20 protein-coding genes are annotated in these 20,091 nt (G+C 65.6%); 11 read left to right on the forward strand and 9 right to left on the reverse strand.

Annotation, left to right across the window (positions count from 1 at the left end):
- Position 1: 1 nt before the first annotated feature.
- The 7 genes from pheS to AC099J_RS09665 form a co-directional block, all read right to left on the reverse strand.
- Positions 2-1,078 (reverse strand): phenylalanine--tRNA ligase subunit alpha, encoded by a 1,077-nt coding sequence (pheS, locus tag AC099J_RS09635; protein ID WP_479615031.1) that lies wholly within the window; start codon positions 1,076-1,078, stop codon positions 2-4.
- Positions 1,079-1,190: 112 nt separating this feature from the next.
- Positions 1,191-1,550, reverse strand: coding sequence for a 50S ribosomal protein L20 (gene rplT, locus AC099J_RS09640; protein ID WP_479615032.1), 360 nt, complete (start codon positions 1,548-1,550; stop codon positions 1,191-1,193).
- Positions 1,551-1,573: 23 nt separating this feature from the next.
- Entirely contained in the window at positions 1,574-1,777 is a 204-nt protein-coding gene (gene rpmI / locus AC099J_RS09645) for a 50S ribosomal protein L35 (RefSeq protein WP_479615033.1), read from the reverse strand.
- Between the two features lie 182 nt (positions 1,778-1,959).
- Complete coding sequence (infC, locus tag AC099J_RS09650; RefSeq protein ID WP_479615452.1) at positions 1,960-2,550, reverse strand: translation initiation factor IF-3; 591 nt, start codon at positions 2,548-2,550, stop codon at positions 1,960-1,962.
- A 98-nt stretch (positions 2,551-2,648) separates the two neighbouring features.
- Positions 2,649-4,556 (reverse strand): threonine--tRNA ligase, encoded by a 1,908-nt coding sequence (gene thrS, locus AC099J_RS09655; RefSeq protein WP_479615453.1) that lies wholly within the window; start codon positions 4,554-4,556, stop codon positions 2,649-2,651.
- A gap of 263 nt (positions 4,557-4,819) precedes the next feature.
- Positions 4,820-6,151, reverse strand: a complete 1,332-nt coding sequence (gene aceA, locus AC099J_RS09660; protein WP_479615034.1) for an isocitrate lyase — start codon at positions 6,149-6,151, stop codon at positions 4,820-4,822.
- Positions 6,152-6,434: 283 nt separating this feature from the next.
- Complete coding sequence (locus AC099J_RS09665; RefSeq protein ID WP_479615035.1) at positions 6,435-6,857, reverse strand: gamma-glutamylcyclotransferase family protein; 423 nt, start codon at positions 6,855-6,857, stop codon at positions 6,435-6,437.
- 30 nt (positions 6,858-6,887) lie between these two features.
- Between AC099J_RS09665 and AC099J_RS09670 the strand changes: the two genes are divergently transcribed.
- Complete coding sequence (locus tag AC099J_RS09670; protein WP_479615036.1) at positions 6,888-7,817, forward strand: DMT family transporter; 930 nt, start codon at positions 6,888-6,890, stop codon at positions 7,815-7,817.
- Here AC099J_RS09670 and AC099J_RS09675 read toward each other — a convergent pair.
- On the reverse strand, positions 7,804-8,298 hold the full coding sequence (locus AC099J_RS09675; protein WP_479615037.1) for an Lrp/AsnC family transcriptional regulator: 495 nt from the start codon (positions 8,296-8,298) through the stop codon (positions 7,804-7,806). The two genes, AC099J_RS09670 and AC099J_RS09675, sit on opposite strands and share 14 nt — an antisense overlap.
- Positions 8,299-8,653: 355 nt before the next feature.
- Between AC099J_RS09675 and AC099J_RS09680 the strand changes: the two genes are divergently transcribed.
- Positions 8,654-9,085: an SWIB/MDM2 domain-containing protein gene (locus AC099J_RS09680; protein WP_479615454.1), complete on the forward strand. Its 432-nt coding sequence runs from the start codon at positions 8,654-8,656 to the stop codon at positions 9,083-9,085.
- A 68-nt stretch (positions 9,086-9,153) separates the two neighbouring features.
- Here AC099J_RS09680 and AC099J_RS09685 read toward each other — a convergent pair whose 3' ends face one another.
- Positions 9,154-10,854: a thiamine pyrophosphate-binding protein gene (locus AC099J_RS09685; RefSeq protein ID WP_479615038.1), complete on the reverse strand. Its 1,701-nt coding sequence runs from the start codon at positions 10,852-10,854 to the stop codon at positions 9,154-9,156.
- A 133-nt stretch (positions 10,855-10,987) separates the two neighbouring features.
- Between AC099J_RS09685 and AC099J_RS09690 the strand changes: the two genes are divergently transcribed.
- The 9 genes from AC099J_RS09690 to AC099J_RS09730 all read left to right on the forward strand — a co-directional run bounded on the left by AC099J_RS09690 (position 10,988) and on the right by AC099J_RS09730 (position 20,090).
- Positions 10,988-11,647 (forward strand): TetR/AcrR family transcriptional regulator, encoded by a 660-nt coding sequence (locus AC099J_RS09690; protein ID WP_479615039.1) that lies wholly within the window; start codon positions 10,988-10,990, stop codon positions 11,645-11,647.
- A 90-nt stretch (positions 11,648-11,737) separates the two neighbouring features.
- Complete coding sequence (locus AC099J_RS09695; RefSeq protein WP_479615040.1) at positions 11,738-12,709, forward strand: tripartite tricarboxylate transporter substrate binding protein; 972 nt, start codon at positions 11,738-11,740, stop codon at positions 12,707-12,709.
- Between the two features lie 42 nt (positions 12,710-12,751).
- A complete protein-coding gene (locus AC099J_RS09700) occupies positions 12,752-13,915 on the forward strand; it encodes a Gfo/Idh/MocA family protein (protein WP_479615041.1) in 1,164 nt (387 codons plus the stop codon).
- Between the two features lie 11 nt (positions 13,916-13,926).
- A complete protein-coding gene (locus AC099J_RS09705; RefSeq protein WP_479615042.1) occupies positions 13,927-15,129 on the forward strand; it encodes a dihydrodipicolinate synthase family protein in 1,203 nt (400 codons plus the stop codon).
- A gap of 54 nt (positions 15,130-15,183) precedes the next feature.
- Complete coding sequence (locus AC099J_RS09710) at positions 15,184-16,146, forward strand: Bug family tripartite tricarboxylate transporter substrate binding protein (protein WP_479615043.1); 963 nt, start codon at positions 15,184-15,186, stop codon at positions 16,144-16,146.
- A complete protein-coding gene (locus AC099J_RS09715; protein WP_479615044.1) occupies positions 16,136-16,825 on the forward strand; it encodes an SDR family NAD(P)-dependent oxidoreductase in 690 nt (229 codons plus the stop codon). Before AC099J_RS09710 ends, AC099J_RS09715 begins: the two co-directional genes overlap by 11 nt.
- 525 nt (positions 16,826-17,350) lie before the next feature.
- Complete coding sequence (locus AC099J_RS09720; RefSeq protein WP_479615045.1) at positions 17,351-18,280, forward strand: NAD(P)-dependent oxidoreductase; 930 nt, start codon at positions 17,351-17,353, stop codon at positions 18,278-18,280.
- Positions 18,281-18,283: 3 nt separating this feature from the next.
- On the forward strand, positions 18,284-19,159 hold the full coding sequence (locus AC099J_RS09725; protein WP_479615046.1) for a sugar phosphate isomerase/epimerase family protein: 876 nt from the start codon (positions 18,284-18,286) through the stop codon (positions 19,157-19,159).
- 10 nt (positions 19,160-19,169) lie between these two features.
- A complete protein-coding gene (locus AC099J_RS09730; protein WP_479615047.1) occupies positions 19,170-20,090 on the forward strand; it encodes a DMT family transporter in 921 nt (306 codons plus the stop codon).
- Position 20,091 lies beyond the last annotated feature (1 nt).

Here is a 20,091-nt window from a genome sequence, read left to right on the forward strand (position 1 = left end):
GTTACTGGAACTGCGACAGGAAGCGCAGATCCCCGTCGAAGAACAGGCGCAAATCATTCACCCCGTAGCGCAGCATGGCGAGCCGATCCGGGCCCATGCCGAAAGCAAAGCCGATCACGCGCTCGGGGTCGAGCCCCATGTGGCGCACCACGTTGGGATGCACCTGGCCGGAACCTGCTACTTCGAGCCAGCGCCCGGCCAGCGGGCCGCTCTGGAACTGGATGTCGATCTCGGCGCTTGGCTCGGTGAACGGGAAGAAGCTGGGCCGAAAGCGCAGCACCAGGTCGTCACTTTCAAAGAAGCGGCGGCAGAAATCGGTGAACACGACCTTCAGGTCCTTGAAGCTCACGTTCTCGCCCAGCCACAGGCCTTCGCACTGGTGGAACATCGGCGAATGCGTGGCATCGCTGTCGACGCGGTAGGTACGGCCGGGCGCGATCACGCGGATCTCTGGCGCCTTGAGCTGGCCGGTGGTGTCGGCCGCCGCTGCGGCAAACGCGGCAGCGTGTTTGGCCACGTGCTGATGGGCATAGCGCACCTGCATCGGGCTGGTGTGCGGTCGCAGGTTGTAGGCAATGCCGTCCTCGCCCTGGATGTCCACGTAGAACGTGTCCTGCATCGAACGCGCCGGGTGGTTGGGCGGGTTGTTGAGCGAGGTGAAGCTGTGCCAGTCGCTCTCGATCTCCGGACCATCGGCAACGTCGAAACCCATGCTGGCGAAGATCGCCTCGATGCGCTCCATCGTGCGAGACACCGGGTGCAGCCCCCCCGCGCCCCGCTGACGGCCAGGCAAGGTGACGTCGAGCGCTTCGGCCTTGAGTTGCAGTGCGAGATCGCTGGCGGCAAGCGCCTGACGGGCTGCGTTCAGCGCCGTCTCGATGGCCTGCTTGGCTTGGTTGATCGCGGCGCCGCGCGTTTTCTTCTCGTCGACGCTGAGTGCGGCCATGCCCTTCATCAGTTCGGTCATACGGCCCGACTTTCCGAGGAAGCGGGCTTTCGCGTTCTCAAGGTCAGCGGGTGTGGCGGCAACAGCGAAATCGGCGCGCGCCTGCTCGACGATGGCATCCAGATCGGTCATAAAAACTCTTGGCAAAGAAAAAAGCCGAGACTTCGCGCGAAGTCTCGGCCTGCAATGTCCTGAGCCGATGCGGGGCAGGTCAGCCGTAATGGCTGGGCTACCCCCTCAACACTCAAGCCGCCAGCTTGGCCTTGACCTGCTCGACGATGCCGGCAAAAGCGGCCTTGTCGTGCACGGCAATGTCGGCCAGCATTTTGCGGTCGATCTCGATCGCCGCCTTCTTCAGCCCGTTGGCGAACTGGCTGTAGGTCATGCCCAATTCACGCGCGGCGGCGTTGATACGGGCAATCCACAACCGACGGAACACGCGCTTGCGGGTACGACGGTCACGGTAGGCGTATTGGCCTGCCTTCATCACCGCTTCTTTGGCGATGCGGAAGACATTGCCGCGACGGCCGCGGAAACCCTTGGCGAGGGTCAGAACTTTTTTGTGACGGGCACGGGCGGTTACACCACGTTTAACGCGAGGCATGCATTACTCCTTGTTCGTCGTGATCAGATGCCACGGCCGGGCAGCATTTGCGCGACGGAGGCCATATTGGTCTCGTGCACAGCAACCGAACCGCGCAGGTGACGCTTGTTCTTGGTGGTCTTCTTCGTCAGGATGTGACGCTTGAAGGCTTGACCGCGCTTGACGGTGCCACCGGGACGAACGCGAAATCGCTTCTTCGCGCTGCTCTTGGTCTTCATTTTGGGCATGTGCATGCTCCTCTTTGTTTGTGCTCGTGAGGCGCCGGAAACCGATTCCGGACTTGTTGGCCCCGAGCCACTTTTGGGAACGCAGACCTTGCGGGCCCGCATCCGGCACCAGGCTTGCGCCCGGCGCCATCACGGCATGCAGGTGACCGACCTGCACACCACGAATTCGAAATTCGCCCTGCTTACGAAGCGGCAGGTGCCGCCTCGGACGCCGGCTTGGCGACCGGCTTCTTCTTGGCCGGCGCAATCATCATGATCATCTGGCGGCCTTCCAACTTGGGAAATTGCTCGACGATGATGAGATCCTGCAAATCATTGCGGATGCGCTGCAACAAGGCCATGCCGATTTCCTGGTGCGTGATTTCACGCCCACGAAAACGCAAGGTGATCTTGCACTTGTCGCCGTCCGCCAAGAAACGCTTGATGTTGCGCATCTTGATGTTGTAGTCGCCGTCATCGGTACCGGGTCGGAACTTCACTTCCTTGATCTCGATGACCGTCTGTTTGGCTTTCGCGTCGGCCGCCTTCTTCTGCTCCTGGTACTTGAACTTGCCATAGTCCATCAGCCGGCACACCGGCGGATTGGCTGTGGCCACGATTTCCACCAGGTCAACGTCCAGCTCTCCGGCCATGCGCAGAGCTTCCATCAGGCTGACGATGCCCAAAGGCTCGTTCTCCGGACCCGACAAACGGACTTCGGGCGCCATGATTTCACGGTTCAGGCGGTGTTTACGTTCTTCACGGTGACGACGGTCACGAAAATCAGTAGCGATGGCTCAAGTCCTTCAACATCAAGTGCTATTCAAAAAATAGCGAAAGCCATTGCAGGCGCGCGGGCCACGGCAGAGAAGTCCTTGGAGGGACCTGGGACTCAAGCCTTGGAAGCGATGTCGCTGGCAATTCTCGACTGGAAGTCTTGAAGCGGCATCACACCGAGATCGACATTGCCTCGGGCGCGCACTGCGACAGCACCTGCTTCACGCTCCTTATCGCCAACGACAAGGATGTAGGGAAGCTTTTGCATCGAATGCTCGCGTATTTTACGGGTAATCTTCTCGTTGCGCAGATCAAGCTCAACCCTAAGCCCTTGATCCGCCAGCGTTTTGGCAAGTTCGCGACAGTATTGCGCTTGGCCGTCGGTGATGTTGAGGATCGCCACCTGCTTTGGCGCCAGCCATGCCGGCAGGGCGCCGGCATGGTGTTCGATCAGCCCGCCGATGAAGCGCTCGAAGCTGCCGACGATGGCACGGTGCAGCATGATCGGCCTGTGGCGGGCGCCATCCTCACCCACGAACTCGGCTTCCAGCCGTTCCGGCAGGTTCGGGTCGACCTGGATCGTGCCGCATTGCCACTGGCGACCCAACGCATCCTTGAGCACATACTCGATCTTGGGGCCGTAGAACGCGCCCTCACCGGGAAGGAATTCGAACTCGCAGCCGGACGCGCGCAGACCATCCGCCAACGCCGCCTCGGCCTTGTCCCAGCTCTCATCGCTGCCAATGCGCTTGTCGGGCCGCGTCGACAGCTTGTAGAGGATGTCGGTGAATCCGAAATCTTGGTACACCTTCTGCAGCAACGTCGTGAACGCCGTCACCTCGCCCTGGATCATCTCTTCGGTGCAAAAGATGTGGCCATCGTCTTGGGTGAACCCGCGCACACGCATGATGCCGTGCAGCCCGCCCGATGGTTCGTTGCGGTGGCAATTGCCGAACTCGCCAAACCGCAGCGGCAGATCGCGGTAGCTCTTGATGCCCTGCTTGAAGATGAGGACGTGGCCCGGGCAGTTCATCGGCTTGAGCGCGTAGTCCCGCTTCTCCGACTCCGTGATGAACATGTTTTCGCGGTACTTGTCCCAATGCCCCGTCTTTTCCCACAACCCCTGATCCAGGATCTGCGGGGTCTTGACCTCCAGGTAGCCGTTGTCGCGGTACACGCGGCGCATGTACTGCTCGATCTCCTGCCACAGCGTCCACCCTTTGGGGTGCCAGAACACCATGCCGGGCGCATGCTCGTCGAGGTGGAACAGATCGAGCTCACGGCCGAGCTTGCGGTGGTCGCGCTTTTCGGCCTCCTCCAGCATCGTCAAGTGCTGCTGCAACTCGTCCTTGGTCGCCCAGGCCGTGCCATAGATGCGCTGCAGCATCTCGTTGCGGTGGTCGCCGCGCCAGTAGGCGCCAGCCACCTTCATGAGCTTGAAGAAACGCAGCTTGCCGGTACTGGGCACGTGCGGGCCGCGGCATAGGTCTTCGAAGGAGCCCTCGCGGTAGAGAGATACGTCCTCGCCCGCCGGAATGCTGGCGATGATCTCGGCCTTGTAGTGCTCGCCAATCCCGTTGAAGTGCGCCACGGCCTCATCGCGCGGCAGCACGCGGCGCGTCACCGGCTCGTCCCGGGCAGCCAGTTCGGCCATCTTCTTCTCGATCACCGCGAGATCCTCGGGCGTGAAGGAACGTTTGTAGGAGAAGTCGTAGAAAAACCCGTGCTCGATCACCGGGCCGATCGTCACCTGCGCTTCCGGGAACAGCTCCTTCACGGCGTAGGCCAGCAAGTGCGCCGTCGAATGGCGGATGACGTCCAGGCCATCGGCGTCCTTGGCCGTGATGATGGACAGCGGGCTATCGGCCGTGATGACGTGGCTGGTATCGACAACCTTGCCGTGGATCTTGCCGGCCAACGCGGCTTTGGCCAGGCCGGAGCCAATGGAAGCGGCGACGTCGGCCACCGAGACCGGGCCGGGAAACTCGCGCTGCGAGCCATCTGGAAGCGTGATGTGGATCATGTTGAAAACCGTGGGAAGCGAATGAGAGGGCGCCAGAACGACAAAAGCGCGGAGGATGTCCGCGCTTTTGGTCTGTGGGAAATGCAGGCAGGCGCGAACGTGCGGCCTCAAAGGCCGGTGGGAGTCCCCGTCGTAGTTCGCGGTGTCATAACCAGCATGCCTTTCTCGCCCTTGTTCGTTGCAGCAGCGGCGGATTTTAGCCGCGACAAAGATAAAAGGCCCCGACAGCACGCTGCCGGGGCCCTTGCATGGGTCTTAGAAGATCAGTGGAACTGCTCTTCTTCGGTCGAACCCGTCAACGCCTTGACGCTGGACGAACCGCCCTGGATCACGGTGGTCACGTCGTCGAAGTAGCCGGCGCCGACTTCCTGCTGGTGCGAGACGAAGGTGTAGCCCTTGTCGCGCGCAGCGAACTCGGGCTCCTGCACCATGTTGACGTAGTGCTTCATGCCTTCGCCGCGGGCGTAGGCGTGGGCGAACTGGAAAGTGTTGAACCAGTTGATGTGGATGCCGGCCAGCGTGATGAACTGGTACTTGTAGCCCAGTGCCGACAGGTCTTCCTGGAACGAGGCGATCTGCTTGTCGTCCAGGTTCTTCTTCCAGTTGAATGAAGGCGAGCAGTTGTAGGACAGCAGCTTGCCCGGGCACGCAGCGTGCACGGCCTGCGCGAACTCACGGGCAAAGCCGATGTCCGGCACGCCGGTTTCGCACCACACCAGATCGGCATACGGGGCGTAGGCCACGCCACGGCTGATGGCCTGCTCCAGACCATTCTTGACGCGGTAGAAGCCTTCCTGCGTGCGCTCGCCGGTCAGGAAGGGCTTGTCGTTGGCGTCGTGGTCCGACGTGACCAGGTTGGCGGCTTCTGCATCGGTGCGCGCCAGGACGATGGTGGGCACGCCCATGACGTCAGCTGCGAAGCGGGCGGAGATCAGCTTCTCGCAGGCTTCGTGCGTGGGCACCAGCACCTTGCCGCCCATGTGGCCGCACTTCTTGACGGCAGCCAGCTGATCTTCGAAGTGCACGCCGGCAGCGCCGGAGGCAATCATGTTCTTCATCAGCTCGAAAGCGTTCAGCACGCCGCCGAAGCCGGCTTCCGCATCGGCCACGACCGGCAGGAAGTAGTCGATGAAGTCCTTGCTGCCCGGCTCGATGCCCCGGCCCCATTGGATTTCGTCGGCACGCTTGAACGTGTTGTTGATGCGGCGGACCATCGTGGGCACCGAGTCGTAGGCGTACAGCGACTGGTCGGGGTACATGTTCTCGGACGTGTTGCCGTCGGCAGCAACTTGCCAGCCCGACAGGTACACGGCTTCCAGGCCGGCCTTGGCTTGCTGCATGGCCTGGCCGGCGGAGATCGCGCCGAAGGCGTTCACATAGCCCTTCTTGGCGCCGCCATTGATCTTCTCCCACAGCTTCTCCGCGCCGCGGCGAGCCAGCGTGTGCTCGATCGGGAACGAGCCGCGCAGACGCACGACGTCGGCTGCGCTGTAACCGCGCTTCACGCCCTTCCATCGGGGGTTGGTGGCCCAGTCTTTTTCGAGTGCGGCAACTTGTTGTTCGCGGCTCAGTTGTTCGGTGAGGGATTGGGGCATGAGCTTCTCCGGTAGTGGCTAGAAATCAGGGTGTCGAAGATTGCGATGCCTGCCGGCAGGTCTTCGATGCGCAAATTCTAAGTCTTCTATAAGACATGAGATCAAAAATATGTCTTATAGAAGACAAGAATTTTGCCGTTTATTTTCAATGCTTTAGGAATTTCTTTCCACATTAAGAAACCAAGTTCTCCAAAGCGGCCGCCTCGGATGCGACCCGCGCACGGTCAAATTTCATGATGAGAAATGCTGTTTCCGATCGTGACTGAGCCCGCACCGCTGCCATTCAACGGGTCTGCAGGTGCGCCAGCCAATCGCCTCCCACAATCACCTGGGTCTGTGGGTCGACGTAGCGAGGGCTCAGTTCGTAGACCAGGCACTGCAACGCCGCACCGGCCACAAGCACTTGAACCTCACGCTTCAGGTACTCGTCCGTCTGCTGGGGATAGACCTCTTCGATCTCATCCAGAATGCGCTCCAGCACCGCATCGACCGCATACACCTCACCCACCACACGCCCACCACCGCCCAGCGCAACACCCGGATAGCGCCCGCAGTCATACAAGGTGCCGGCAATGTGGGCCTCGCCGATCCAGACAGGCGCAGGGTTCAGCCGGGTGATGTCGTTGCTGCCGCCCCGGCGCAGCGTGCCGTAGACGAACACATGGCGCATGGGCTGCGCGTCGGCACTCTCTGAAGTCTGCTCCATCACCGTCCCTCTGGTTCCACCCTAAAAAGCATGAGTCTATTGAGCCCCGCACCGAGCCGTCTCGTGGCCTGCGTCTGCCTCGCATCGAGCATGGCGCTGGTCGGCAGCTACGTGGCGCTGTCCAAGCCGCTGGCGGCCGCCTTCCCGGTTCTGCTACTGGCGTGGCTGCGCTTCGGCATCGCGGCCGTGGCCATGCTGCCCTGGCTGCGCAAGCCGGCCGGCGAGGCGCCGATGACGCCGTCGGTGCGGCGCCTGGTGTTCCTGGAATCGTTCCTCGGCAACTTCCTGTTCTCCATCTGCATGATCTACGGCGTCAGCCTCACCAGTGCCGTGTCGGCGGGTGTCGTCATGGCGACGATCCCGGCGGCGGTGGCCGTGGCGAGCTGGATCGTGCTGCGCGAACGCATCACCCCCCGCGTTGGAGCCGCGGTGGCCTGCGCGGTGCTGGGCATCGGGCTGCTGGCGTTGTCGCGTCCCACGCCCGCTGCAGGCACTGTTGCTGGCGGGCATGCCGTCCTCGGCCACGCGCTGCTCTTCGCCGCCGTGCTGTGCGAGGCCGCCTATGCCGTGATCGGCAAGAAGCTCACCGGCACCTTGGGGCCCAAGCGCATCAGCGCCCTCATCAACCTGTGGGGCCTGGTGCTCGCGACGCCGTTCGGTCTGTACTTTGCCGCGTCGTTCGACTTCCGGGGCGTCACCGCTGGCACCTGGGCGCTGCTCGTGTTCTACGCGCTCGCGGCCAGCATCTGGACGGTCTGGCTGTGGATGACCGGCCTGCGCGCCGTGCCGGCCGCGCAGGCCGGCGTCTTCACCGTGCTGCTGCCGATCGGCGCGGCGCTGGTCGGCGTGCTGGCGCTCGGCGAGACGATGGGCGTACTGCAGGTGCTGGCGTTCGCCTTGGCACTCGTCGGCGTCGCGCTGGCCACCATGCCCGGGCGGCGCGACATCAACGCGCTGTGATGCGGTGCGCTGCAGGGCGCACGTTCTCCTGTCGCGCTGCCAGCACTGGCGCATGCTCGCGTGGAGCGTTCAGCACGATCGAGGTCGAGGTGTCCGCCAGCAGACAGAACTTGCTGACGACTGCATCCAGATGCGCCACGTCGATCACCGCGATCTCCAACATCCAACTGTCTTCGCCGGTCACGTTGAAGGCATTGATGACCTCCGGTGTTTGGTCGATGAGCTTGACGACCCGCGCGTACTCGGCACGCCCCACCCGTACCAGCGCGCGAATTCCGTAGCCAAGACGCGACAGATCGATCTGCGCGCGGTAACCCTTGATGACGCCCGCAATCTCCAGCTTGCGCACCCGCTCGGTGACCGCAGGCTGGCTCAGGTGCACCCTGCGACCCAGCTCGGCCATGGTCAGACGGGCGTCGCGCTGCAGCTCGGAGAGGATCTTGTCGTCGTATCCGTCGAGCGCATGGGCTTCGGTGTTCATGGAATTAACTTATCAAAATGAAGGCTGTTCGCAAATTTACCTTATCCAAACAAATCAAGGATTGAACTTTCAGGAATCCACAAAGATCTTCCCATGGCCAAGAGCGGGCAGACCAGGAATGAGCCGGCATGCGCTTCCGCGCCACACCTTGCAGCAGCTCGATTTGGCGGCCTTGCCGCACCTTGCGCGCAACCGATGCGCAGAGCCTTCCACCAGAGTGAAAACCACCCACTCTCCCAGCGAAAAAAGCTGTCTTTCCTCTTGGAAACGCGTTTCATCTCCATTAGCATCCGCTGTGCCAGTGAGGAAGCATTCTTTCGCTGGTGAAGACTCAACACCAAAAAGGAAATTCATCATGGCAACTGCGAAAAAAGCGCCGGCAAAAGCGGCACCAGCGAAGAAGGCGGCACCGGCAAAAAAGGCCGCCGCACCTGCGAAGAAGGCGGCACCTGCGAAGACGGCAGCCGCTCCGGCAAAGAAGGCGGCGGCTCCTGCCAAGAAGGCAGCCGCTCCGGCCAAGAAGGCCCCTGCCAAGAAGCGCGCCGTCAACGCCGCTTTCATGAAGGCCCTGACCCCCAGCGCGCAGTTGGCTGCCGTCGTCGGCACCACCGCGCTGCCCCGCACGGAAGTGGTCAGCAAGCTGTGGGTCTACATCAAGAAGAACAAGCTGCAAGACGCCACCAACAAGCGCATGATCAACGCTGACGCCAAGCTGAAGGATGTCTTCGGCAAGGCCCAGGTGTCCATGTTCGAGATGGCTGGCCTGATCGGCAAGCACCTCAAGTAAGACGGCACTGACCGTCAGTCAAAAGGCCGGGACTCCCCGGCCTTTTTTGCGCCTGCAGCCGGCGCTCGCTAACCCTGAGCGAACCTCTTCAGCGCCGCCTCGGTGATCGCCGAGAGCGTGCCGCGCGTGGTGATCACTTCGGGGTCGAAGATCGCCTCGATCAGCGTGCCCTGCGGCCGCTCCAGCGCCGCCAGCAGCTGCGCTTCGAACTCCCCTGTGTGCGTGATGCGAACGCCCGCGTAGCCATAGGCCTCGGCCAGCTTCACGAAGTCGGGATTGGCCAGCGCCGTGCCACTCACGTTGCGCGGGTACTCGCGCTCCTGGTGCATGCGGATGGTGCCGAACATGCCGTTGTTCAGGACCAGGATGATGCTCTTGGCGCCGCACTGCGCGGCCGTCGCCAATTCCTGCCCATTCATCAGGAAGTCGCCATCCCCGGCGATCGTGAACGCCACCCGGCCCGTGGTGATGGCCGCCGCAATGCCGGCCGGCACCCCATAGCCCATGGCGCCGTTGGTGGGCGCCAGCTGGGTCTTGTGGCCCTTGGCCAGCCCGTGGTGGCGGAAGAACCGGTGCATCCAGCTGGCAAAGTTTCCGGCGCCGTTGGTCACCACCGCGTCCGCCGGCAGGTGCTTTTGCAGCAGTCCCACGATGGCCGGCATGTCGATGCTGCCCGGCAGCGCCTGCGGCTGCAGATTGGCCAGGTAATCCGAATTGCAGCCCTGTGCCCACTCCTCCCAGGGCAGCGTGGTCGGCGCCGCCAGCACCTCCAGCGAACGCGCAGCCGCGTTCATCGTCGCGTTGATGGCCAGATCGGCCTGGTACACGCGGTTGAGCTCCTCGGCGCTGGCGTGGATGTGGACCAGCTTCTGCTTGGAGCGCGGCGCCTCCAGCAGCGTGTAGCCGCCCGTCGTCATCTCGCCCAGGCGCGGGCCGATCGCGATGATGAGGTCACTGTCCCTGATGCGCTGTGCAAGCTTGGGGTTCAGGCCGATGCCGACGTCGCCCGCATACAGCGGATGCCAGTTGTCGAAGGTGTCCTGAAAGCGAAAAGCGTTGCCGACCGGCAGCTTCCAGCTTTCGGCAAAGCGTTGCAGCGCCTGGGCCGACTGCGGCGTCCAGCCGCTGCCGCCGGCGATCACGAAGGGCTTGCTGGAGGCCAGCAGCATCTCGCGCAACGTGCGCAGCGCGCCGGGGTCGCTCCAGGCCTGCACCGGCTCGACGCGGGCCAGCGGCAGGGCATCCACCTCTTGCACGAGCATGTCCTCCGGCAGCACCAGCACCACCGGGCCAGGGCGGCCGTTCATGGCCGTGGCGAATGCACGCGCCACGTACTCCGGAATGCGCCGGGCGTCGTCGATGCGCTCGACCCGCTTGGCAAAGCCCTTGGTGCTGGGGCCGAAGAAGCTTTGGTAGTCGACCTCCTGGAACACCTCGCGGTCGCGCGAATCGCTGGCCACGTCGCCGACGAACAGCACCATGGGCGTGGAATCCTGGAAGGCCGTGTGCACGCCGATCGAGGCGTTGGTCGCACCCGGCCCGCGTGTCACGAAGCACACACCCGGGCGCCCCGTCAGCTTGCCGTGCGCCTCGGCCATGAAAGCGGCCCCGCCCTCCTGTCGGTTGATGACGAACTGGACGCGGTCTCGGTAGACATGAAAGCCGTCCAACGCGGCCAGGTAGCTTTCACCGGGCACACCGAAGACGTGGCTCACGCCCTGCTCGACGAGACACTGCACCAACAAATGGCCTGCGATCTGTTTGCTCATGAGAATCCTGCGTGGAAATGAAAAGGCCGGGGCGCCCCGGCCGCCGCATTATCTGCCGCGCGCCGCTCCACACCCAGCCCAGGGCCACGGGCTCGCCTTGCTTTTATTCACCATATAGTTAACTATTCAAGCCATGAGCCCCCTGCCTTCGCCCGCCGACAAGCCCGCCGAACCACGCACCCGGGATGCCGACCGCTCGCGACTGATCATCCTGGACGCAGCCCGCGAGGAGTTCGCCGGCCACGGCCTGGCCGGCGCCCGCGTTGACCGTATCGCCGAGCGCGCGGGCGTGAACAAGCGCCTGATCTACTACTACTTCGACAGCAAGGACGGGCTGTTTCTGGCGGTCCTGGAGCAGACCTACCTGGACATCCGCGAGGCCGAAAAGCAGCTGCACCTGGACGCGCTGCCCCCCGCCCAGGCCATCCGCCGGTTGACCGAGTTCACCTGGGACTACTACCTCGCGCACCCCGAGTTCCTGACCCTTCTCAACAGCGAAAACCTGCACCGGGGCACGCACCTGGCGCGCTCCGGCAAGGTGCGCGAAATGAACTCGCCGCTGATCGACACGCTGGCCACCATCCTGGAGCGCGGCCGCGCCGAGGGCCTGTTCCGCGGCGGCGTCGACCCACTGCAGCTGTACGTCTCGATCGCCGGAATGGCGTACTTCTACCTGTCCAACCAGCACACGCTGGCGGCCGTGTTCGGCCGCGACCTGATGACTCCCAAGGCGCAGCACGAACGCCTGTCCCACATCTGCGAAGTGGTCCTAGGGTATGTCCTTAGAAGCTGAGGCTTGAGGTGCGTTGACGGCAGCGCGGCACGGTTCCTAGAATCCTGTAATTCACCTTCTGGTGAAATCAAGACCACTATGGAGCTCACCATGACCTTCCCCTATCTCGCCGTCGTCCTCGCCGCAGCCGCCCTGCTGCCCCATGTCGCCGCCGCCCAGAGCGGCTACCCGACGAAGCCGATCCGCGTCGTCGTGCCGTTCGCGGCCGGCAGCACCACGGACATCATTGCGCGCGCCATTGCCGACAAGATGGGCACCAGCATGGGCCAGACGCTGGTGATCGACAACCGCGGCGGCGCCAGCGGCACCATCGGCCAGCAGGCGGTGGCCACGGCCGCGCCGGACGGCTACACCATCATGGTTCACTCGTCCTCGCACACGGTCAGCCCCTCGACATTTGCCAAGCTGCCGTTCGACACGCTGGTCGATTTCGCCGGCGTCACGCCCATCTCAAGCACGCCCAACGTGCTGGTGATCTCGCCTTCCAAAGGCATCAAGTCGGTGCAGGAGCTGCTCGCCAAGGCCAAGGCCAACCCCGGCACGCTGAATTTCGCGTCCGCCGGCCAGGGCAGCGCCACGCACCTGAACGCCGAGAAGTTCAAGATGGCAGCAGGCATCGACGCCACAAACATCCCGTTCAAGGGCTCGGCCGAAGCCGTGACCGAGGTGCTGGCTGGCCGCGTGGACTATTACTTCTCGCCCATCGCCCCCGTCATCGGCCAGATCCGCGACGGCCAGCTGCTGCCGCTGGCTGTCGGCTCACCCCAGCGGGCCACGGCCCTGCCCGACGTGCCGACCACGGCCGAGGCCGGCGTGCCAGGCTCCGAGTTCAACTTCTGGATCGGCATGATGGCCCCGGCCAAGACGCCGCGCGACATCGTGAACCGCCTGCATGACGAGGTCGTCAAGGCGCTGGCCAGCCCCGAGGTCAAGGAGCGCTTCCTGAAGCTGGGCGCCGACGCCTGGACCATGAAGCCCGAAGCGTTCGACGCCTACATCAAGACCGAGATCGGCACCAACGCCAAGCTGGTCAAAGCCGCCGGCCTGGCACCCGCGCCCTGACCCCCTCCTCGCGTATCCACCCAACTTTGCAGGACTACTGATATGGCAACCCAACGCCTCGGATTGATCATGCACGGCGTCACCGGCCGCATGGGCATGAACCAGCACCTGATCCGCTCCATCGTGGCGATACGCGCCCAGGGCGGCGTGACGCTCTCGAACGGCGACAAGGTCATGCCCGACCCCATCCTCGTCGGCCGCAACGCCGAGAAGATGGAAGCCCTGGCCCGCGCCCACGGCATCGCCCGCTGGGGCACCGACCTCGAAGCCGCTCTCGCGAACAAGGACGACACGGTGTTCTTCGACGCCGGCACCACGCAGATGCGCCCCACGCTGCTGGCCAACGCCCTGCGCGCCGGCAAGCACGTCTATTGCGAAAAGCCCATTGCCACCACGCTGGCCGAGGCCATGGAGATCGCCAAGACCGCGAGCAAGTCAGGCCTCAAACACGGCGCCGTGCAAGACAAGCTGTTCCTGCCCGGCTTGCGCAAGCTGGACATGCTGCGCCGCGCCGACTTCTTCGGCAAGATGCTCTCGGTGCGGTTGGAGTTCGGCTACTGGGTGTTCGAAGGCGACCTGCAGCCCATCCAGCGCCCCAGCTGGAACTACCGCCAAGAAGACGGCGGCGGCATGATCCTGGACATGATGTGCCACTGGCGCTACGTGCTGGACAACCTGTTCGGCAAGGTCAACTCGGTCTCGTGCCTGGCCGCCACCCACATCCCCAAGCGCTGGGACGAAGCAGGCCATCCATACGAGTGCACCGCCGACGACGCCGCCTACGCCACCTGCGAGCTGACCGGCCACAAGGGCGAATCCGTCATCGCGCAGCTCAACATGAGCTGGGCCACGCGCGTGCGCCGCGACGACCTGGTCACCTTCCATGTCGACGGCACGCACGGCTCGGCCGTCGCGGGCCTATCGGACTGCCGCGCCCAGAGCCGCGTGAACACGCCGCGCCCGGTGTGGAACCCGGACGTCAAGCAGACCATGAACTTCTTCGACCAGTGGCAAGAGGTGCCTGATTCGATGGTCTACGACAACGGCTTCAAGATCCAGTGGGAGCACTTCATCCGACACGTGGTCGAAGACGCGCCTTACGCCTGGACGCTGCCCGAAGGCGCCAAGGGCGTGCAGCTGGTCGAGGCCGCGCTGCAGTCGCACAACGAACGCCGCTGGGTCGACGTGCCCGAGCTGGCAGTCTGAGGAGCGGCACCATGGCGCTCACGCTCAAGCTCCCGACGCCGGCTGGCCTGGCCGACTACACGCTGCGCGGCCAGCCGTTGGCACGCCCGCCGGCCGGGCTCCAATTCAACCGCATCGCGTACTCGGCAGCCCATGTGGTCGCTGACCCGCTGGCCGCCGTCGACCCCTGGCTGACGGCCGCCATCGACTGGGACACCACCATCGCCTACCGCCAGCACCTGTGGTCGCTCGGCCTGGGCGTGGCCGAGGCGATGGACACGGCCCAGCGCGGCATGGGGCTGGACTGGCCCACCTCGCTGGAGCTGATCCGCCGCTCGCTCGATGCCGCCAAAGACCACCCCGGCGCGCTCGTCGCTTCGGGCTGCGGCACCGACCACCTGGACATCGACAGCGTGAAGACGGTGGACGACGTGATCCGCGGCTACGAGGAGCAGATGGCCGCCATCGAGAAGCTGGGCGGCAAGCTCATCGTCATGGCCAGCCGCGCGCTGGCGCGCGTGGCCAAGAGCCCGGCCGACTACGAGCGCGTGTACGACCGCGTGCTGTCGCAAGCGAAGCAGCCCGTGGTGTTGCACTGGCTGGGCGACATGTTCGACCCGGCCCTTGCCGGCTACTGGGGCACGAAGGACGTGGACGCTGCGATGGACACGGCCCTGGCTGTGATCGCGGCGAACCCCTCCAAGGTCGACGGCATCAAGATCTCGCTGCTCGACAAGGACAAGGAAATCGCCATGCGCCGGCGCCTGCCGACCGTGGGCGGCCTCGACGGCCGGGGCGTGCGCATGTACACGGGCGACGACTTCAACTACGCCGAGCTGATCGCCGGTGACGGCCACGGCAGCGACCCCATGCACGGCCAGAGCGACGCACTGCTGGGCATCTTCGACGCCATCGCGCCGGCCGCCAGCGCCGCATTGGGCAAGCTGGCGCAGGGCAAGACGCAGGAGTTCCACGCCATCCTCGGCCCCACGGTGCCGCTGTCGCGCCACATCTTCGCGGCGCCCACGCGCTTTTACAAAACCGGCGTGGTGTTCATGGCCTGGCTCAACGGCCACCAGAAGCACTTCACCATGGTCGGCGGCCAGCAGAGCACGCGCTCGCTGCAGCATTTCGCCGAGTTGTTCCGGCTGGCCGACGCGGCCAACGTGCTGGAAAAGCCCGATGTGGCCGTCCAGCGCATGCGCACGCTGCTGGCGGTGCACGGCGTCGAGTGACCCCCGGCCGGCACGGTTGCCGGCCTTCATTCCCAAGTCGAACTGGAGACCCACATGCACGTCATTTCACGCCGGGCCCTGACGGCCCTCGCCCTCGCGCTCCCATTCACGGCAGCGCTTGCCGACACCTACCCCAGCAAGCCGGTGCGGGTCATCATCCCGTTCCCACCGGGCGGCACGCTGGACACGGTCGGTCGCTTGCTCGCGCTCAAGCTCGGCGAGCAGACCGGCCAGACCTTCGTCGTCGAGAACCGGCCGGGCGGCAACGCCACCATCGGCGCAGGTGCAGTGGCCAAGTCGCCGGCCGACGGCTACACGCTGCTGTTCAACGCCTCCACCTTCACCACTTCCACGCACTTCCTGAAGACGCCGCCCTACGACCCGGCAACCGACTTCACGCCGATCGCGCTGGTGGCCAAGGCGCCGCTGTCGGTCTCGGTCAACAAGGACTTGCCGGTCACCGATGTCCAGTCGCTGATCGCGCATGCCAAGGCCAACCCCGGCAAGCTGAGCTTTGCCGTCGGCTCCATCGCCTCGGCCGGGCATTTCTCGACCGAGCTGCTCAAGCGCGGTGGCGGCATGGAAGTGCAGATCGTCCCGTACAAAGGCTCGGCCCCGGCCTACCAGGATTTGATCGGCGGCCAGATCGCGGGGTTCGTCGACCCGGTGCTGGGCGCCACCTCGTTCTACAAGAGCGGCATGCTGAAGATCATCGCCGTCACTTCCAAGACGCGCCTGCCCACACTGCCTGACGTGCCGACCGTCGGCGAGACCATCCCCGGCTATGAGTTCTACAGCTGGTACGGCCTGTGGGGCCCGGCCAAGCTGCCAGCCGAGGTCACGGCCAAGCTCAACGCCGAGGTGAACAAGGCGCTGGCCGGCGAAATGAAGGAACGGCTGACCAGTCAGGGCATTCTGCTGGGCGGTGGCACGCCCGACGAGTTCGCGCGCTTTCAGAAGGACGACACGGCGCGCGCGTTCAAGACCATCCAGGAGGCCAATATCCGTGTCGAATGAGGCGCGTGCCGTCGTCACCGGCAGCAGTGCCGGCATCGGCGCGGCCATTGCGCAAACGCTGTTGGACCAGGGCTGGGCGGTGACCGGTTTCGACCGCGCGGCGCCCACGATTGCGCACCCGCGTTTCCAGCCAGTCGAGGTGGACCTGGCCGACCCGGTGGCGACCGAGGCCACCAGCGCAGCCGCCGTCGGCGCGCAGGCGCTGGTGCACGCGGCCGGCGTCATGCGCGTGGCGCCGCTGGGCAGCCTGCTGCCGGACGATGGCGCCCGCATGTGGCAGCTGCACGTGGACGCGCTGAGCCGCATCGCCAACCGGCTGGTGCCCGCGATGGCCGCCGCCGGCCAGGGCCGCGTGGTGCTGATCGGCAGCCGCGTGGCCTCTGGCGTGGCGGGCCGCAGTCAATACGCCGCGACCAAAGCGGCCATGGTCGCGCTGGCGCGCAGCTGGGCAGCCGAGGTGGTGGCGCGCGGCGTCACCGTCAACGTGGTGTCGCCGGCCGCCACGCGCACCGGCATGCTGGCCGACCCGGCGCGACAGTCGGAGCAGCCCAAGCTGCCGCCGATGGGCCGGCTGATCGAGCCAGGTGAAATCGCGGCGCTGGTCGCCTTCCTGTTGTCGCCTGCTGCTGCCGCCATTACCGGGCAAGACATCCGCGTGTGCGGAGGGTCGTCGTTGTGACCAAACCATCCCAACCGACCGGCCAACTTGCGCTCAGCCCGCTGGGCTTTCGGCTGGCCGATCTTGCGAAGCTTCACCACGCTTCGGGCTGGGACCGCGCTTCGGGGTGGGCCCGCGCCGACGGTGTACTCCACTCCGCGAATGTCCCCCGCCCAGGGCCGCAGGCGGCCCAGGGCTCCTCCTTTGCTTCGCTGCGTAGAGCAAGCACTACGCTCCCCCCCCGTTTCTTGCTCACTTCGTGTAGCCGAATCCCCCCTCAGGGGGCACACCTACGGCCCGGCGAAGCCGGTGCCGTGGTGTTTCGTCGTCCAAGAGGCCGCGCCGTCGTCAGGGCCGAGGGTATCGGGTGGCCCCTGCAGCGAAATCAAGGAGGAGCCTGGGCCGCCTGCGGCCCTGGCGGGGGACATTCGCGGAAGGGGCCACCCGGTGGCCTCGGCCCGCACCTCACATCCCTCTACGCACCCGAGTCCGATCCCCGTCCCGACAGCGCCTTCTGCAGCGCAAGCCACCCGCAGCGCCACTGACATGCCCCACCCGAATTCCCCCATCGGCCTGATCGGCCTGGGCCTGGTCGGCCAGGCCATCGCACAACGCCTGCATGCGGCCGGCATCGCCACACTGGGCTACGACATCCGCCCCGAAGCGCGTGAGGCCTTTGCCGCCCAGGGCCACGCAATCGCCGCAACCGCGCGTGAGGTCGGCACGGCATCTACCACCGTCGTGCTCGCAGTCTTCGACACCGCTGGCGTCATCGACAGCGTCGAGGGTGCGGATGGCCTGCTTGCCGGCCCGACCCCCCAGACCACTCTGCTGATCGATTGTTCCACCGGCGACCCGGACCTGCTGCTGGCACTTTCAGAACGCCTCGCCACACGCGGCATCGGCTTCGTCGAGGCACCGCTCTCTGGCTCCAGCGAGCAGATCGCCGCCGGCAGCGCCACCATGCTGGTCGGCAGCGACGCTGCCACCTTCGAGCGCGCCAGCCCGCTGCTGGGCGCCATCGCCACCACCCGCGTGCACGTCGGCGGCGCCGGCATGGGTGCACGCGCCAAGCTGGCCACCAACCTCGTGCTGGGCCTGAACCGCGCCGTGCTGGCCGAAGGCATGGTGTTCGCCGAACGCCTGGGCATCGCGCCCGCCGCCTTCCTCGAACTCGTGCTGGCGACACCCGCACGCTCGGCCGCCGCCGAAGCCAAGGGCCGCATGATGGTGGAAGAGCGCTTCGCCCCGCAATCACGCATCCGCCAGCATTTGAAAGACGTGGACCTGATGCTGGCCGCCGCTGCCGCCCAGGGCCAAAGCCTGCCGCTGTCGCAGACGCATGCCGCGCTGATGCGTGCAGCCGTCGCGGCTGGCGACGGCGAACTCGACAACGCTGCCATCGTGCGGCAGCTGCGCCGCGAGCGCACCTCCGCATCGTCCACCGCCCCCGCCTCCCCCACCGACCCGAGCTGAACCATGCGTGATTTCTCTTCCAGCCACGAATGGCTGTCCATGAACACCGCCACCGTGCGCAAGCAGTGGCAGTTGCCGCAGATCATCGACGAGTGCGCGCGTCGCGGCATCCGCGCCATCAGCCCTTGGCGCGACCAGGTGGCCGCTGCCGGTCTAGAGGCCACGCGCGCGCAGCTCGAGGCCCACGGCATGGGCTTGTCCGGCTACTGCCGTGGCGGCTTTTACCCCGCTGCCGACGCCGCCGGCCTGGCCGCCGCGCTGGACGACAACCGACGCGCCATCGACGAAGCCAAGACGCTGGATGCGCCCTGCGTCGTGCTGGTGGTCGGCTCGCTGCCCGGCGCGCTGCAGGGCAAACCGGCCTACACCGACATCGCCCGCGCCCGCAACGAAGTGCGCGACGGCATCGCCGCCTCGCTGGAATACGCGCGCGAGGTGGGCATGCCATTGGCCATCGAGCCCCTGCACCCCATGCAGGCAGCCGAGCGCGCCTGTATCAACACGCTGGAGCACGCGCTGGACCTGTGCGACGAACTCGACCCCGGCCAGACCGGCATGCTGGGCGTGGCCATGGACGTCTACCACTGCTGGTGGGACCCGAAGCTTGCGCAACAGATCGCCCGCGCCGGCGACGCGAAGAACACGCGCCTGCTGGCCTTCCACGTCTGCGATTGGCTCACGCCCACGCGCGACCTGCTGAACGACCGGGGCATGATGGGCGACGGCGTCATCGAGCTGAAGAAGGTGCGCGGCTGGGTCGAGCAGGCAGGCTTTGCCGGCTTCGCCGAAGTCGAAATTTTCTCGGAGCTGGACTGGTGGCAACGCCCCGGCGCCGAGGTGCTGGACACCTGCATCGCGCGGCACACCAGCGTGGTGTAATCCGCGCCCCGTGACCACACCGCCCCACGACAGCGCCGCCAACCGGCGCGGCATCCTCATGATGGTCGGCGCCATGGCCGGCTTCGTGGTCAACGATGCCATGGTCAAGCATGTCAGCGAGAGCCTGCCGGCAGCGCAACTGATCTTCATGCGCGGCGCACTGGCCACGCTGCTGGTACTGGCGCTGGCGCTGCTGCTGGGCGCTCGCCGCCAACTGGGCGGCGTGCTGCAGCCCCGCGTGGCCGGGCGCGCTGCGGTCGATGCCGTCGCCACGGTGATCTATCTGCTCTCGCTGTTCCACCTGCCGCTGGGCAACGCCACCGCCATCAACCTGGCGGCGCCGCTGTTCATGGTGGTGTTCGCGGTGTGGTTCCTGCACGAGCGGCCCGGCGCTGCCCGCTGGGCGGCGGTGGCGGTTGGCTTCGTGGGCGTGCTGTGCGTGGTGCAGCCGCGCGGCGATGGCTTCAACGCCTGGGCGCTGCTGTGCCTGTTGGGCACGGTGTTCCATGCGGCGCGCGACCTGATGACGCGCCGCATCGACCCCGCCATCCCCTCCATCGTGGTCACGCTGGCCACCGCCGTCACCGTCACGCTGCTGTCCGGCGCGATGTCGCTGGTGCAGGGCTGGCAGCCCTTCGGCGCCGCCGAGCTGGGCTGGCTGGCCGGTGCCTCGGTGTTCCTGGTGATCGGCTACTTTCTGATCATCCAGTGCATGCGCCAGGGCGAGGTGACGCTGACGGCGCCGTTCCGCTACTCGGCGCTGCTGTTTGCCGTGGTGCTGGGTTATCTGGTGTGGGGCGAGGTGCCCAACCTGCTGGCCTGGTGCGGCATCGCGCTGCTGCTGGGCTCGGGCTTCTATGTGGTGCAGCAGGAACGCGGGCGCAGCGCGGCGCGTGCCAGAGCGGCGGCGATGGCGGCGCAGGTGGATTGAA

The sequence above is a fragment of the Rhodoferax sp. RT4P68 genome (genome assembly GCF_056521305.1).

Coding starts and splice junctions, on each gene's coding strand:
- pheS (WP_479615031.1), bottom strand. CDS start 1,078: ATGACCGATCTGGATGCCATCGTCGAGCAGGCGCGCGCCGATTTCGCT.
- rplT (WP_479615032.1), bottom strand. CDS start 1,550: ATGCCTCGCGTTAAACGTGGTGTAACCGCCCGTGCCCGTCACAAAAAA.
- rpmI (WP_479615033.1), bottom strand. CDS start 1,777: ATGCCCAAAATGAAGACCAAGAGCAGCGCGAAGAAGCGATTTCGCGTT.
- thrS (WP_479615453.1), bottom strand. CDS start 4,556: ATGATCCACATCACGCTTCCAGATGGCTCGCAGCGCGAGTTTCCCGGC.
- aceA (WP_479615034.1), bottom strand. CDS start 6,151: ATGCCCCAATCCCTCACCGAACAACTGAGCCGCGAACAACAAGTTGCC.
- AC099J_RS09665 (WP_479615035.1), bottom strand. CDS start 6,857: ATGGAGCAGACTTCAGAGAGTGCCGACGCGCAGCCCATGCGCCATGTG.
- AC099J_RS09670 (WP_479615036.1), top strand. CDS start 6,888: ATGAGTCTATTGAGCCCCGCACCGAGCCGTCTCGTGGCCTGCGTCTGC.
- AC099J_RS09675 (WP_479615037.1), bottom strand. CDS start 8,298: ATGAACACCGAAGCCCATGCGCTCGACGGATACGACGACAAGATCCTC.
- AC099J_RS09680 (WP_479615454.1), top strand. CDS start 8,654: ATGGCAACTGCGAAAAAAGCGCCGGCAAAAGCGGCACCAGCGAAGAAG.
- AC099J_RS09685 (WP_479615038.1), bottom strand. CDS start 10,854: ATGAGCAAACAGATCGCAGGCCATTTGTTGGTGCAGTGTCTCGTCGAG.
- AC099J_RS09690 (WP_479615039.1), top strand. CDS start 10,988: ATGAGCCCCCTGCCTTCGCCCGCCGACAAGCCCGCCGAACCACGCACC.
- AC099J_RS09695 (WP_479615040.1), top strand. CDS start 11,738: ATGACCTTCCCCTATCTCGCCGTCGTCCTCGCCGCAGCCGCCCTGCTG.
- AC099J_RS09700 (WP_479615041.1), top strand. CDS start 12,752: ATGGCAACCCAACGCCTCGGATTGATCATGCACGGCGTCACCGGCCGC.
- AC099J_RS09705 (WP_479615042.1), top strand. CDS start 13,927: ATGGCGCTCACGCTCAAGCTCCCGACGCCGGCTGGCCTGGCCGACTAC.
- AC099J_RS09710 (WP_479615043.1), top strand. CDS start 15,184: ATGCACGTCATTTCACGCCGGGCCCTGACGGCCCTCGCCCTCGCGCTC.
- AC099J_RS09720 (WP_479615045.1), top strand. CDS start 17,351: ATGCCCCACCCGAATTCCCCCATCGGCCTGATCGGCCTGGGCCTGGTC.
- AC099J_RS09725 (WP_479615046.1), top strand. CDS start 18,284: ATGCGTGATTTCTCTTCCAGCCACGAATGGCTGTCCATGAACACCGCC.